The organism is Sporosarcina sp. ANT_H38 (assembly GCF_008369195.1).
Taxonomy (GTDB): domain Bacteria; phylum Bacillota; class Bacilli; order Bacillales_A; family Planococcaceae; genus Sporosarcina.
In genome coordinates this window covers 319,220-332,590 of record NZ_VOBC01000002.1, presented here as the reverse complement: position 1 = coordinate 332,590, position 13,371 = coordinate 319,220, and the positions used below count along the sequence as shown (strand labels likewise).

Below are 13,371 nucleotides of genomic sequence, written 5' to 3'. Positions count from 1 at the left end.
AGCATTCCTTCTATTATACCGCTTTTCTCCAGTGAGCGGAAATGAAGTTATTCCATATCTTGTTCTTTTGTTTGTTGGTGTAATAAGTTATGCGCATAATCATAAGAAAAAAGTTAAAGAAGGGGTGGGGCATTGGAGAAACTTATTCTTTACGTACCCGATTTGGAGTCTCAGGTTTATCAAAAAAAAGAATTTCAGGAAAGCATTACCCCATTATCATGCACGATTTCGACCTCCGCTAGTCATATCATCTACGAATCTGTAGAACGGAAATTGCATTTTCATTCGGTGGAATTCCATGAGATGAAATTCCAGCTTGTGCTACTCGACTTTAAGCGCAACAATATTATATTTATGAGAAAGAAGGATTCTACAGGAGATTTAAACCGTGTCGTATATGAATGGTTATCATTATTGCAATTCAATTTCGAACCAAAGAAGATGTCATTTGTGATGGAAAGACCCAAAAGGAATTATATAGATCAGAAACATATATAGGTGATTCGCATACTATGATAATAATTTGGTGAAACGGTTCACAATGTAGCGGTAGTTGTGATAGACTATTAATAATCGGAATATTCAATATTGGAGGGGAGAAAGATGCTATCAGTTCAACGAATGACGCCATTTTTCACGAGTCAAGAAGATTTCCAACTCCGCCTGGTGTTTGCCTACCAATACTTTTCCATTCTTAAAGGTGGCGATGTATTTCAATTCATCCCATCAGAAGGAAAAGAAATTGTCATAAATACGAAGAGTTTGCAGGTCGAAAATCTCGGGGAAGTATTTGTTTTCCAAAGAGGAAACCGGTTTATTCGATTACCTCTTTACCAATTGCTCCTTATTTCAGATCTTCATATCCATTTAACAACTATTCTTGAAGGAAAGATGGGACTGGAAGCGGAAGCAGAGCCATCGGAAGTCATAACACTAGAAGCAGAGGGGATCATTGAACAACTGGAAGCCAAAAACCGATTGCGCATGATTGACTATGCACTCGAAACAGACAACATAAAAATGTTCAATGCATTGACGGAAGGACTGCAGGAAAAGTGAAAAGTGAAACTTGAAAAACACCTGTCGTTAGCAGTTAACGGTAGGTGTATTTTTATTGTTGGAATCTAGTTCTTCAAGAAAATACAGATACCCAAACATAAGCCCGCATTGCCATAATGGTTATGTGGCTATCAATGAGTTAGGATACGTATTTGTCGAATACGTCCTGGATTCACCCTGTGATGAAGTAAATAACCAAAAGGCAAATGGTGGAACCTGTCAAACCAAATAGAAAGTCAGGCCATGACAACACAGATTTTTCTTCATTAATCATAACTATCCGCCCCTTTGTCGATTTCCCGGGAAATAAGCCGGTATTCATTTCCAAATAAATCATTCCTTTTTAGAAAGATAAGAAAGTGTGAGTGTTTTCGACATTGAACAGTTTTTGGACTCCAGCGTCTAGCCTTTTGAGTCACTTTATTCCTGCTGAAAAAGGAAAAGAGCTCCTTTATTAAGAAGGATAGACAAAAAGTTCACTTCTTAAACATGGTTTATATGTTTCTACTACCCATAAAACAAGGGAAATAGTGAGAAGTTCACTATTTACTTGCTACCAAACATTGCAAATCTCTCAATTTTTGCTAAAGTAATTATAGAGGCTAAGGTGACTTCATCAAATTCAGCAATAGTTAGCAGAAAGGGATTACCGTAATGTTTTTTGATTTTAAGTTTTGGCACTTCCTGACGAATCCACATCTGTTGGCAAACCAACTTGGAAATTCTTCGATGCGCGGCTTCAAAAAACGTGTGTTATTTGTAGCTATTTTCGGTGTTCTTTTATTCGCCATTCGTGATATATGGGGTATGAATACAGAGTCGATCACAGAACTACTTTCTACAATGACCACAACGGATTACACAATTGCACGATATGTATCAGTAGTTGGAGCACTCATATGGGCACTTATTTATATGGCATTTCATTTCTTTGGTTTTGCATACATATTAAGCCTATTGACGGCAATTCCTTTTAAAAAATTATTGCCTTTACAACTTCTTATGACGGGCATCCTATTGATCGAAAAGGCGATTATCTTACTTGTATTTACAGTGAAAGGTGCAGCAACAAGCATGTCGTTCCTATCTTTTGGACCGCTTGCAGCGACATTTCTCGATAACTGGTATATCGTCCTATTCCTCAATCAACTAACAGTCACGACTGCAGTTATTATTGCACTTCAATCTCAATTTATCCGCTCGTATACAGGCGGTACCGAACGAAAAGGATTTATTTGGATATTAATAGGGATTCACATCGCGATGGCACTTATTGTAGCGGTTGTTGGTTTCATTCCAATTGAAAGCTTGTTCCATTCCTTTGTAGAAGGGGGTGCTGGCAATGAATAAAGTTAAGAACATCGCTGTCACTATCGCAATCAGTGCATTTTTAGCAGTGAATTTTTATCTGCTATTTTCTGATAAAAGTGTCATCACAAAATCAGTATATGTCGAGCGCTATGAACGTATGACAAACGGTGATCACCGTGAGGAACTTGCAAAAGAAGGTTTTGTTGCACCTTTAGAAACCTATAACGTATATGTTGGCAATGACGATACGGTTGATAAGTGGTTGGTTAAAGAAGGCGACCTTGTGAAAGTCGGAGATGAGATTGCTATTTTACAGACGGATCGTGCAGAAGGGCAGCGTGCTGTATGGGAATCTGAACTGAAAGCACTTCAACAACAGACAGCATCTGTTCGAAGCATGATTGCCAATCTAGAATCTGAACGCAAGACAGCACAGTCCGACAGCTCATCAAATGTAAAACGTAATGACAATGTGTCGGAAAATGCGGCCGATACGACAGTAGAAGTTGGATTGAATGTGGACGTCCAGGTAGATGTAAAGCAGGATGGAACTTTTGCACAGGCCATTGCGGCAGCTGAACAGGATCTCGCGGAAATCGAACGCGAGCAAACGGTTGTTGAAGCACAATTGTCGCAAACTCCGGGGAGACCTGCTCTAATTAGCCCGGTAGACGGTGTGGTTTCTAAAGTAACCCGTACCGGTTCTACGCTTGCAGTTGATATTTTTAGCTCGCAAAAAGTGTTTGTCACATATGCCAAAAACGACGAGTGGAAAAAAATTAAAAATGGCGACCGGGTCTTAATCCAAGGGAACGGCATCGGAAATGCGGTAGAAGGAACTGTTCTTTCGGTTTCCCAATCACCCGCAGTCGAAAACGAGTGGCTTCAGGCATACAAAGTACTCGACGACGCCGAAGCGAAGAACCCTCTTTCTTATTATGAAGTACGGATTTTGGCGGATGCTGCCAATCAATCGGTACCATTTGGAGCAAATGTAAACGCAATCGTTATTCTCAATGAAGCACTGGATGCCATTTCAGTGAAAGAAAAATGGCTCCATGATCTATACAATGAAACCGCGTTTGCGTGGATGATTGACAATACAGGTCGTGCTACGAAAGTAGAAATTGCGACACCATTCACTTGGAGTAACCGAGCAATCGTGACGCATGGCCTCAAACTTGGAGATGTAGTCGTTTCTGAACCTTCACTCTATACGTATGAATACGCACCAAAAGCGTTCATGTCACTTCCTTTAGAATTGCCTTCAAAAGAACAATGGAGAGCATTTGGATGGAGAAATTACGTGAAATATATACTTATAAGGTAACATCAGAACCCCGAATTTTCGGGGTTTTTTTATGTTCTAATAATCTTTCGTTATGAATCTGTAATAGGAATGTAACAATTAAAAGGTTTTAGGAGAAGTAGAAAGGGTATTTTTTATACTAGCTAGCCAAATAGCTTATTAAAAAATACTAGGAGGCGTTATGAATGGTAACACGACATGTAGTTGGATATTATGATACAGAAACTGAAGCAATCGCGGCAATTGAAGATTTAAAAAGACAAGGATATGGGACAGATGACATATCTGTTATGAGCAGACAAACGGCAAATGCGGATGTTATTGCAGATGAAACAGGAACACATGCAGCAGATGGAGCAGCAACAGGAGCAGCAACCGGCGGAGTCTTAGGAGGACTTGGCGGCGTGCTTTTAGGAATCGGTGCACTCGCAATACCAGGAGTTGGACCAATCATCGCAGCGGGTCCGATTGTGGCAGGCATTACCGGCGCAGCTGCTGGAGCGGGAGTTGGCGGACTTGCCGGAGCGCTTATCGGCATGGGTATCCCTGAAGAAGAAGCGAACCGCTACAACGATTATTTCAATGATGGAAAAATCCTTGTCCTTGTTGATGGTGACTATACACCTCCGAGTGATCGGTATCGCCCAATCGTTTAAAATTGTATAAAAGTAGACAACCACCCGGTTTCAGCCGGGTGGTTTTTGCTTGTGGTACGGAGGCTAACAGGAGTTAATTGTTAAACTGATGGGGATTCATTGTCCATTAATCATACGATGATGGCTTGGGAGATTTCGATAATTGCCATAGGAAACTCACGTCTAAGACGCGAAATGATGGGGATACCATCTACGGCACGTCTCGGAATCGTGGTTGGAACATCACCAATCCTGAAGCGCATTTTGATAGCAACGTAAAAGTAACGGTCGGGGTCTATCAATTATCAAAAAAAAATTTATGGGAATTACATTTGGTAAAGATACGGCAACACAATTGTCTGGCAAATATGACGTGGTCGCAGTACCAGAGCTAGGCAAGAAAACGGCGTATGAAGGAACCGAAGTTGGCACGGTCGTCCACTATTAATCGAAAAAAGAGCTCGCCGGGAAGATTATTCCGGGAGCTCCTTTTTTTATCTATTTAAAATTAAGATTAAGCGCTGTAAAAAAAGGGTATTAAATAATATAAATAGAATTATTACTAAACAACGGAGAACTACATAAAAAGAGGAGGACCATCAATGTCAGACTGGAATACAGAAGCAATCGAGTTACTGGAAAATAAACCGAAACAGCAAAACTGGGGAGCAAGAAGAGCTGCAAAAGAAAAAAAATATAAAACATCATCCAAATTAATGGATGATTATATCGTACTCGATTTTGAAACGACGGGTCTGCGTGCCGGCGCCGACAAAATCATTCAAATTGGTGCCATTAAGTATGTAAATCATGAAGTGAAAGATATGTTTAATACATTCATCAAACCTTTCCGTCACATCCCTGAGACAATTACACGACTTACAGGCATTTCAAACGAAGTGGTTGAAGGGGCACCAAGCATCGAACAAAAAATCGAAGACCTACTCGAATTCATCGGAGATTTACCGATCATTGCCCACAATGCATCGTTTGATATGGGCTTCCTTTATGCGCTCGACAACATCGAAGGCATCAAAATTCCTGAGTATATTGTCATCGATACAGTCAAACTTGCCCGAAAAAAGATCACCGAAACACCGAACCACAAACTGACAACATTGACCAAATTTCTGCAGCTTGAACATGACGCCCACGATGCCATCGGTGATTGCCTGGCAACAGCTGCGATTTATCAATATTGCGCGCAAAAGCATGTTTAATTTTCACTCGCATAACCTACTAAGTCAGCTATGACTGTTGGAAGATTTTTTGCTATGTTAAAGACAGGGGAATGTGAGAATGGAAATGGGGGAATCGGGGTGAGAAAAAATGTGTGGGCTATCTGTACGGCGTTAGTAATAAGTTTATTTTTCGGTACCACTTTGGATGTGGCAGCGGCAAAACAAAAAACTCATTACATAGGACTTCATGATCGGTTACTGGACTTTGAAGATGTCCAGGTCATCGACAACGACATGAAGGTCCCACTTAGCGAAATCACAAAAATTCTTTACATTCCGGTAAAAAAAGAAAAAGACATAACCTATCTTCGAAAACGCGGCATCGTAATTAGCTATGATGAATCCACGAAACGGACATCGAAAGACGGCGTGGAACTCAGCTGGTCCCCAATCGTCGATGTCGACGGTACGCTCTACATCAGCGCCAAATACATTGCCAAAGTAACAGGCTTCAAAGTAGAATACATCCAAAATCTTAAAACACTGCGCATTTACCGTGACGATTATGAGCATATGAGCCACGCAGATTACGAAAAACATGTTAAACAATTATTGGATGAAAAGAAGCCAATCAAACCAATCATACCAATCAAACTGCCACCCGTTACACCAACGAAACCCAGCGCAAAATCCGCAACTACCATCTACTTGACCTTTGACGACGGTCCCAATAAATTCACTACAATTAACAACGCAACTCTGAAAAAATACAATGTTCAAGGCACATTCTTCTTCCTAGGAAAACATATGAAAAACAACGAATCCATTGTCAAAGCTGTCGCAAAAGATGGCCACTACATCGGCACGCACAGCATGACACATGACAAAGAAAAAGTATACAAATCCTCAAAATCGTTTATCGATGAAATGAACGAAGGAACCAAAATCATCCTACAAATGACTGGTCAAGATGCCAAACTGCTCCGCGTCCCATACGGCAGCAAACCGCATGTCACACCGGCCATGCAAAAACTACTTAACCAAAACGACTACAAATTATGGGACTGGGACGTCGACTCAAATGACTGGAAATACACCGACGAACAAGTGGACCAAATTATAGAAAACGTCCGTACTGGCGTCGTTAAAGCTGACAAATCTGGCGACCGCGACATCATTGTCCTACTCCACGATCGCAAACAAACATCCAAAGCTCTCCCAGAAATCATTGAATGGCTACAAAAAGAAGGCTATACCATCAAAACATACGAACCTGAAGGCCACATTATCCAAAACTTCTTGCACGACACCACATTGTAAAAAAGCCGCCTCCGCAGGCGGTTTTTGTGTGGAGTAGAACTGAGATTGGTCAATAATACAGTGTCGAATGATCATATCTCTAGTGAGCCCGATCATAAATCGCGTCCAACCGATCATATCCATAGAGAGACCAATCATAAAACGCGTCCGACCGATCATATCCGAAGCGATCCCGATCATAAATCGAGTCCAAGCGATCATATCCAAAGAGAGCCCGATCATAAATCGCATCCAAGCGATCATATCCAAAGAGAGGCCGATCATAAATCGTATCCAAGCGATCATATCCAAAGAGAGGCCAATCATAAATCGCGTCCAACCGATCATATTCGAAGCGATCCCGATCATAAATCGCATCCAAGCGATCATATCCAAAGAGAGCCCGATCATAAATCGTATCCAACCGATCATATCCAAAAAGAGTCCAATCATAAATCGCGTCCAACCGATCATATCCAAAGAGAGACCAATCATAAAACGCGTCCATGGGATCATATCCCAAAGAGAGCCCGATCATAAATTACTCCATAAAAAAGTAAAAATAAGTCTACCTGATTAAGCTATAACCGTGTATCGTTCCAAAACTAAAAAATGAAGCAAAATAACCCCTCAAATATCCATCATGCCTCTATTTAACAAATACAAAATTTCACTTTAACCTAAAGCATATATATCTACTAGACCTTCTGTTACGCTTTCATAGAGGTGATGAAAAATTGATCTATAAACAAAGATCGGTGCCCAAAAAACTAATTGGATTAAATGCACTACTCCCCCGATTACATCCTTCATATCCAGAAATACAAAGAATCAAAGAGGATTTTCGCATTCGAAAAGCTGGCTACGGAGGCGAGCAACATTCCGATAAGCATTTACTCGAGTTCAAACCCCGGTATCCACACGCTATCTTACATGACATCTGTCTGAAACAAAATGGCGTTTATTTTCAAATGGATTCCATAATTATTACACCAGCGTTCATTCTCATAATTGAGGTGAAGAACATTGCTGGGAAAATAATTGTTAAATCAAACCCCACCCAGTTCATTCAAGAATCTCCAACCGCCGAAAGAAAAGTGTTGAACAACCCCATTTCCCAACTCGAACGCAAGAAATTATTTCTCGATGATTGGTTAAAGCAAAGAAAAATCGACATTCCGATTAGTGGAATAGTGGCATTTGCCTTTACCAATGAACTGCTTTTCGAAAATGATCCACCGATGAAAATCATATTCACCAACGAAGTATCTACCTATTTGTATTCCTTGAAAGTCCAGAATGAAATTATGAGCAAGAACGCTATTCGCCAATTGGCTTTCGAATTAACAAATAACCACCAAGAATATGATCCATTCCCACTGACAAAATCGATGAGAATTTCCCCAACTGACATTTTACCTGGCGTCATCTGTCCGATATGTAGCTCGAAAGGGATGCAATGGAAGAATAGAAAATGGGCATGCCAAAAGTGTAAGCACATCGGAACTGACTATCATGTTGCTGCACTTGAAGATTGGATTTATCTTATTGGAAATCGCATTACAAACAGAGATTTTAGGGGCTTCATGCTTCTAAATGACCGACAAGTCACAGCAAGATTCCTTGCCCGCTCCGGACTGACACACAAAGGGAAGGGGAAAGGTAGTTTCTATGTGATGAAAGAAAAGGTAAATAAGCATGAGCTGACGCTTCGTGAAATATGAAGCGTTTTTTCTATGGGGAAAATAGAAATCATTCTCTGGAACCAATCATATAACCCCCAAGCCCGATCATATCCCGCCATCAACCAATTATATATCCCGCCATCAACCAATTATATATCCCGCCATCAACCAATCATATAACCCGCAACACCGATCATATCGCCCCACCAACCGATCATATAACCCAGAACACCGGTCATATCCCGCCACCAACCAATCATATAACCCGCAACACCGATCATATCGCTCCACCAACCGATCATATAACCCAGAACACCGATCATATCCCGCCATCAACCAATCATATAACCCTCAACACCGATCATATCGCTCCACCAACCGATCATATAACCCAGAACACCGGTCATATCCCGCCACCAACCAATCATATAACCCCCAACCAATCATATTTCCCCGCTGCCCACCACCACCCTCAAAAAAACTTCGCCTCCCTAAAGACCTCCATCTCCGGTATAATTAACCCAACATCCCGTCACCACAAAAGGAGGAAATAGCAATGGACTACCTATATAACCCATACCCATCCATACGACACGCCGTCTTCGCCAAAAACGGCATGGTTGCAACATCACAGCCACTCGCCGCGCAAGCTGGCATTGAAATCATGCGCAGGGGAGGCAACGCAATAGACGCTGCAATCGCAACGGCAGCCGCACTAACGGTCGTCGAACCTACATCTAACGGCATAGGTGGCGACGCGTTCGCTCTCGTTTGGGTCAACAACAAACTCCACGGTCTCAACGCTTCCGGTCCAGCACCGCAATCACTCACAATCGACGCCGTAAAAGCACAAGGCCACGACAAAATGCCAGTTTACGGCCTAACGCCAATCACTGTCCCAGGTGTGCCAGCTGCCTGGGCAGAACTCGCTCGCAAATTTGGAAAACTTCCATTAAAAGAATCACTCGAACCAGCCATCCGCTACGCCGAAGAAGGCTACCCGCTCACGCCAATACTCGGTAAGTACTGGGAAACGGCCTACAAAAAATACAAAACTTCATTCACGACAGAAGAATTCGCCGAATGGTTTAAAACGTTTGCACCCGACGGCAGAGCACCTGAAATCGGTGAACTATGGAAATCACCAGATCACGCCGCCACACTCCGCTCCATTGGGGCTTCAAATTCTGAATCCTTCTACAGAGGGGAACTCGCCGACAAAATCGACGCCTTCATGCAACAACACGGCGGCTATTTCAGAAAATCCGATCTAGAAAACTACCAGCCAGAATGGGTCGAACCCGTCTCGACAAACTACCGCGGCTACGACGTTCACGAAATTCCGCCAAACGGCCAAGGTATGATCGCACTCATGGCCCTTAACATCCTATCGGAAATGAACACCCCAACGCCGAATGATACACAAGCACTTCACGAACAAATTGAGGCTATGAAGCTTGCGTTCACAGATGGACAAGCATTCATAACTGAACCAACCGATATGCCCATCAAATCCGAACACCTACTATCTAAAGCATACGCCCAACAGCGCGCAGCCAAAATCGCAACAACAGCAACAATTCCACAACCATACGAATTACCAAAAGGCGGCACCGTCTACCTTGCAACTGCAGATGGGGAAGGCAATATGGTGTCATTCATCCAATCAAATTACATGGGCTTCGGCTCTGGCATCGTCATACCTGGCACAGGAATCGCACTCCAAAATCGTGGCGCTGACTTCTCACTTGTCCCAGATCACCCAAACGCACTAAAACCGGGCAAACGGACATTTCACACCATCATTCCGGGCTTCCTAACAAAAGGTGGTCATGCAGTCGGACCGTTTGGTGTCATGGGTGGATACATGCAACCCCAAGGCCATTTCCAAATCGCCATCAACACCATCGATTACAAACTAAATCCACAAGCAGCACTTGACGCACCACGCTGGCAGTGGATAAAAGACAATCTAGTCCACGTCGAACCGGGCTTCCCGAATCATCTCGCCCAAGCACTAACAAGACTCGGTCACCAAATTCAGCCGACCCTCGACACTGGTTCATTCGGTCGCGGCCAAATCATTTGGCGAAATCCCGAAACCGGCATCCTAGCAGGCGGCACCGAATCCCGAACCGATGGAGCAATCGCCGTTTGGTAAACGCTCATCGAACGGCATAAGAATTACGTAAGCGACTACTACCACACTTAAAAAGGTGTATACTTAAACATCATCAAATCTGACAAATAAGAAACAAACTTAGCTCCTGGCATACGTTGCTAACTTCGAATAATATGTTGCCAAGTTTCCCGACAACGTTTCGAAATTTCGCCCAATATACACCAAATCACCATTTCAAACCAAAGGAGGGCCCCGCCCGTGTGGAAAATATACGCACTTCTTACTACCGCAATGCTCATTTGGGGATTTAACCTGCCGCTCCTCAAATACCTACTTACATATGTAGGACCGGTCACCATGACAACATTTCGTATCCTGCTGGCAGGAATCTCAGTATTCATCATCTTAGGCGCATTTAAAATGCTTCGCCTGCCAACAAAGAACGAGTGGAAATACATAGTCGGAGGAGCGATGCTCAACGTCGTCCTCCATCACTACTTCCTGAACATGGGCCTTTTCCGAACATCCGGCACAAACGCTGGACTGATACTTGGTCTAGGTCCTGTCCTGACAGCAATTTCAGTGTCACTAATCATGCGAATCTATCCATCGAAAGTACAGTGGCTAGGTTTCATAGTAGGCCTCGGCGGCGTTAGTTTTGTGGTCCTTGCAGGCGGCGGAATAGGCAGTCTCGCACTAGGCGACGTCTTCGTATTCCTATCAATCGCAGCACAAGTACTGTCATTCTTAGTCATCTCGAAGGCAGCCAAAACACTTGATCCGCGTATCATGACCGCCTATATGCTGATCATCGGCAGCGTAGCGCTATTCATCATCAGTCTGATTCAGGAACCCGGCGAAATTAAAGCATTCGCCACCGTACCACCAAGCTTCTGGCTCGCATTCGCAGCAAGCGCCATCGTCGGTACTGCTGTCGGACACATGCTCTACAACTACGCAGTCGGAAAAGTAGGCCCATCGAAAGCTGCCATCTTCATCAACTTCAACACTATGTTCTCCTTGATCGGTTCAGCCCTTTTCCTCGGCGAAATCATCACTGCGCGCCATCTCGTCGGACTTGCTTTGATCATTACAGGCGTCATATTAGGATCCGGTGCAGCCGAAGACCTATGGAAAAAACGACGTAAGTCTAGCGATAAAAATAATGTCTAATTTCATATAAACAAAGCCCCACACACAAACGTCCGCAAAATCTCAGATAGCGGGAAGGGAGAGAAACGAGTGCTACGTGAAATGGATATGTTTAATCATCTTTCGGATTTTGATAATGTACTTGTCGTGGATGAATTTGGGAAGACCCTCTATTATGATTTGGCTGACCTGAACGTTTTAGCAAAACTGGGGCACCGGCCTGAAGATTTTTTGGGTAATAAAGTAACTTCTTATTATACGAATTTGACAGATGAAAACAGTACAATAATGACTGTTTTACGTACGGGGAAAGCGCTGTGTAACGTTTCGCAGGAGATGGTGGCTAAAACTGGAAGTAGCTACATATCAAAAAGTTCAACGTATCCGATCATAAATCATGATCAGATTGCGGGGGCCATTGAATTTTCTAGGCATTATTATACAAAGGAAAATATGCAGTACTTAGATCAATATAAAAGACATAAAGTGTATCGGAAAAATAATACGATCTACACGATTGAAGACCTTATTACAAAAAATAAAAATATGCAAGAGATTAAAATGAAAATGGAACGCATTGCAAAACATGATTCTACAGTTTTGATTTACGGGAAAACTGGAACAGGGAAAGAAGTCGTTGCACAAGGGATTCATAATTTAAGTGATCGTTTTGCTAAACCATTCATATCACTAAATTGCGGTTCAATCCCAGAAAACGTAGTGTATAGCACGTTTTTTGGCGTTGAGAAAAATCTTGCAACAGGTGTGGAAGAATGGAAAGGTGTTTTTGAACAAGCAGCAGGAGGGACATTGTTTCTTGATGAAATCTATGCATTGGAAACTCATTTGCAGGCCAAACTTTTGAAAGCAATTGAAGAAAAAACAATTCGAAGAATCGGTGGTTCAGTAGATATCCACTTGGACATTCGGATTATTTCCGCAACGAATGAAGATCCTGAAACGTTATTAAAAGAGAAAAGAATGCGGGAAGATTTATATTATCGACTAGGCGTTATTCAAATCGATCTTCCTGAATTAAAAAATCGAAAAGACGATATTGAAATGCTCGTTAGTCATTTTATCCATTTTTACAACGAGCATATGAATATCTCTGTAGAAACGGTTGACCCAGAAGCCATGGATTGCCTGCGCCTATATAACTGGCCAGGAAATATCCGAGAATTAAAAAATGCTATTGAAACCGCTTTTAACAACACAACAAACAAAATAATTTCAATAGATGATATACCGATGAGAATTAGAAAGGCGAGTAATTTTGTTGATAGCAGCTCAAAGGAATGGACAAGTATGGATTTGAAGGATGTAATCGACGACTATGAGAAAACAATCATTGCTAATGAATTGCACAATGCAAATGGCATTATTGCGGAGACTGCAAGAAGATTAGGCGTATCGAAGCAAACTCTTAAATACAAACTAGGGAAATACGAGTTGAGGTAAGTTGAAACGTAAATCGGTAAGGCTCTATTTCCAATTGTTGTGGGGAAAAATATTTTTACTTTGGAGGGGAAAAATATTCCCCTCTTTTTTTATTGCCCATTCATTGTTTATAGTTAAATTTACAGACGATAGAAAAGTTTCAGTGATATAGGGAATG

At 42.2% G+C, this 13,371-nt stretch carries 15 protein-coding genes; 13 read left to right on the top strand and 2 right to left on the bottom strand.

Annotated elements, in window-relative coordinates; genetic code table 11:
• Window positions 1–132 precede the first annotated feature (132 nt).
• The 9 genes from FQ087_RS13585 to FQ087_RS13555 all read left to right on the top strand — a co-directional run bounded on the left by FQ087_RS13585 (window position 133) and on the right by FQ087_RS13555 (window position 6,815).
• A complete protein-coding gene (locus FQ087_RS13585; protein WP_149581126.1) occupies window positions 133–498 on the top strand; it encodes a class I SAM-dependent methyltransferase in 366 nt (121 codons plus the stop codon).
• Between the two features lie 105 nt (window positions 499–603).
• Window positions 604–1,059 carry a transcriptional regulator gene (locus FQ087_RS13580; RefSeq protein WP_149581125.1) on the top strand — a complete coding sequence of 152 codons (456 nt, stop codon included), beginning with the start codon at window positions 604–606 and terminating at the stop codon, window positions 1,057–1,059.
• 654 nt (window positions 1,060–1,713) lie between these two features.
• Window positions 1,714–2,409, top strand: coding sequence for a hypothetical protein (locus FQ087_RS13575; RefSeq protein WP_149581124.1), 696 nt, complete (start codon window positions 1,714–1,716; stop codon window positions 2,407–2,409).
• A complete protein-coding gene (locus FQ087_RS13570; RefSeq protein WP_149581123.1) occupies window positions 2,402–3,700 on the top strand; it encodes an efflux RND transporter periplasmic adaptor subunit in 1,299 nt (432 codons plus the stop codon). Before FQ087_RS13575 ends, FQ087_RS13570 begins: the two co-directional genes overlap by 8 nt.
• Window positions 3,701–3,864: 164 nt before the next feature.
• The gene (locus FQ087_RS13565; RefSeq protein ID WP_149581122.1) at window positions 3,865–4,335 is read left to right on the top strand and encodes a general stress protein; all 471 of its coding nucleotides are present in this window, start codon (window positions 3,865–3,867) and stop codon (window positions 4,333–4,335) included.
• Window positions 4,336–4,434: 99 nt separating this feature from the next.
• Window positions 4,435–4,593 carry a hypothetical protein gene (locus FQ087_RS22470; RefSeq protein WP_188006752.1) on the top strand — a complete coding sequence of 53 codons (159 nt, stop codon included), beginning with the start codon at window positions 4,435–4,437 and terminating at the stop codon, window positions 4,591–4,593.
• A gap of 40 nt (window positions 4,594–4,633) precedes the next feature.
• Window positions 4,634–4,762 (top strand): hypothetical protein, encoded by a 129-nt coding sequence (locus FQ087_RS23080; RefSeq protein ID WP_255452331.1) that lies wholly within the window; start codon window positions 4,634–4,636, stop codon window positions 4,760–4,762.
• Between the two features lie 154 nt (window positions 4,763–4,916).
• Window positions 4,917–5,534, top strand: coding sequence for a 3'-5' exonuclease (locus FQ087_RS13560; protein WP_149581121.1), 618 nt, complete (start codon window positions 4,917–4,919; stop codon window positions 5,532–5,534).
• Between the two features lie 99 nt (window positions 5,535–5,633).
• Window positions 5,634–6,815, top strand: coding sequence for a polysaccharide deacetylase family protein (locus FQ087_RS13555; RefSeq protein WP_188006751.1), 1,182 nt, complete (start codon window positions 5,634–5,636; stop codon window positions 6,813–6,815).
• 79 nt (window positions 6,816–6,894) lie between these two features.
• On the opposite strand, the gene FQ087_RS13550 is transcribed toward FQ087_RS13555, so the two are convergent.
• The gene (locus FQ087_RS13550; RefSeq protein ID WP_149581119.1) at window positions 6,895–7,332 is read right to left on the bottom strand and encodes a hypothetical protein; all 438 of its coding nucleotides are present in this window, start codon (window positions 7,330–7,332) and stop codon (window positions 6,895–6,897) included.
• Window positions 7,333–7,531: 199 nt separating this feature from the next.
• Here FQ087_RS13550 and FQ087_RS13545 point away from each other — a divergent pair, with 199 nt between their 5' ends.
• A complete protein-coding gene (locus FQ087_RS13545) occupies window positions 7,532–8,518 on the top strand; it encodes a nuclease-related domain-containing protein (RefSeq protein ID WP_188006750.1) in 987 nt (328 codons plus the stop codon).
• Between the two features lie 125 nt (window positions 8,519–8,643).
• On the opposite strand, the gene FQ087_RS22465 is transcribed toward FQ087_RS13545, so the two are convergent.
• A complete protein-coding gene (locus FQ087_RS22465; RefSeq protein ID WP_188006749.1) occupies window positions 8,644–8,802 on the bottom strand; it encodes a hypothetical protein in 159 nt (52 codons plus the stop codon).
• 233 nt (window positions 8,803–9,035) lie between these two features.
• Between FQ087_RS22465 and FQ087_RS13540 the strand changes: the two genes are divergently transcribed.
• The 3 genes from FQ087_RS13540 (at window position 9,036) to FQ087_RS13530 (ending at window position 13,214) form a co-directional block, all read left to right on the top strand.
• Window positions 9,036–10,640, top strand: a complete 1,605-nt coding sequence (locus FQ087_RS13540) for a gamma-glutamyltransferase family protein (RefSeq protein WP_149581117.1) — start codon at window positions 9,036–9,038, stop codon at window positions 10,638–10,640.
• Between the two features lie 219 nt (window positions 10,641–10,859).
• Window positions 10,860–11,774 (top strand): DMT family transporter, encoded by a 915-nt coding sequence (locus FQ087_RS13535; protein ID WP_149581116.1) that lies wholly within the window; start codon window positions 10,860–10,862, stop codon window positions 11,772–11,774.
• A 69-nt stretch (window positions 11,775–11,843) separates the two neighbouring features.
• Complete coding sequence (locus FQ087_RS13530) at window positions 11,844–13,214, top strand: sigma-54 interaction domain-containing protein (RefSeq protein WP_149581115.1); 1,371 nt, start codon at window positions 11,844–11,846, stop codon at window positions 13,212–13,214.
• Window positions 13,215–13,371: the final 157 nt, after the last annotated feature.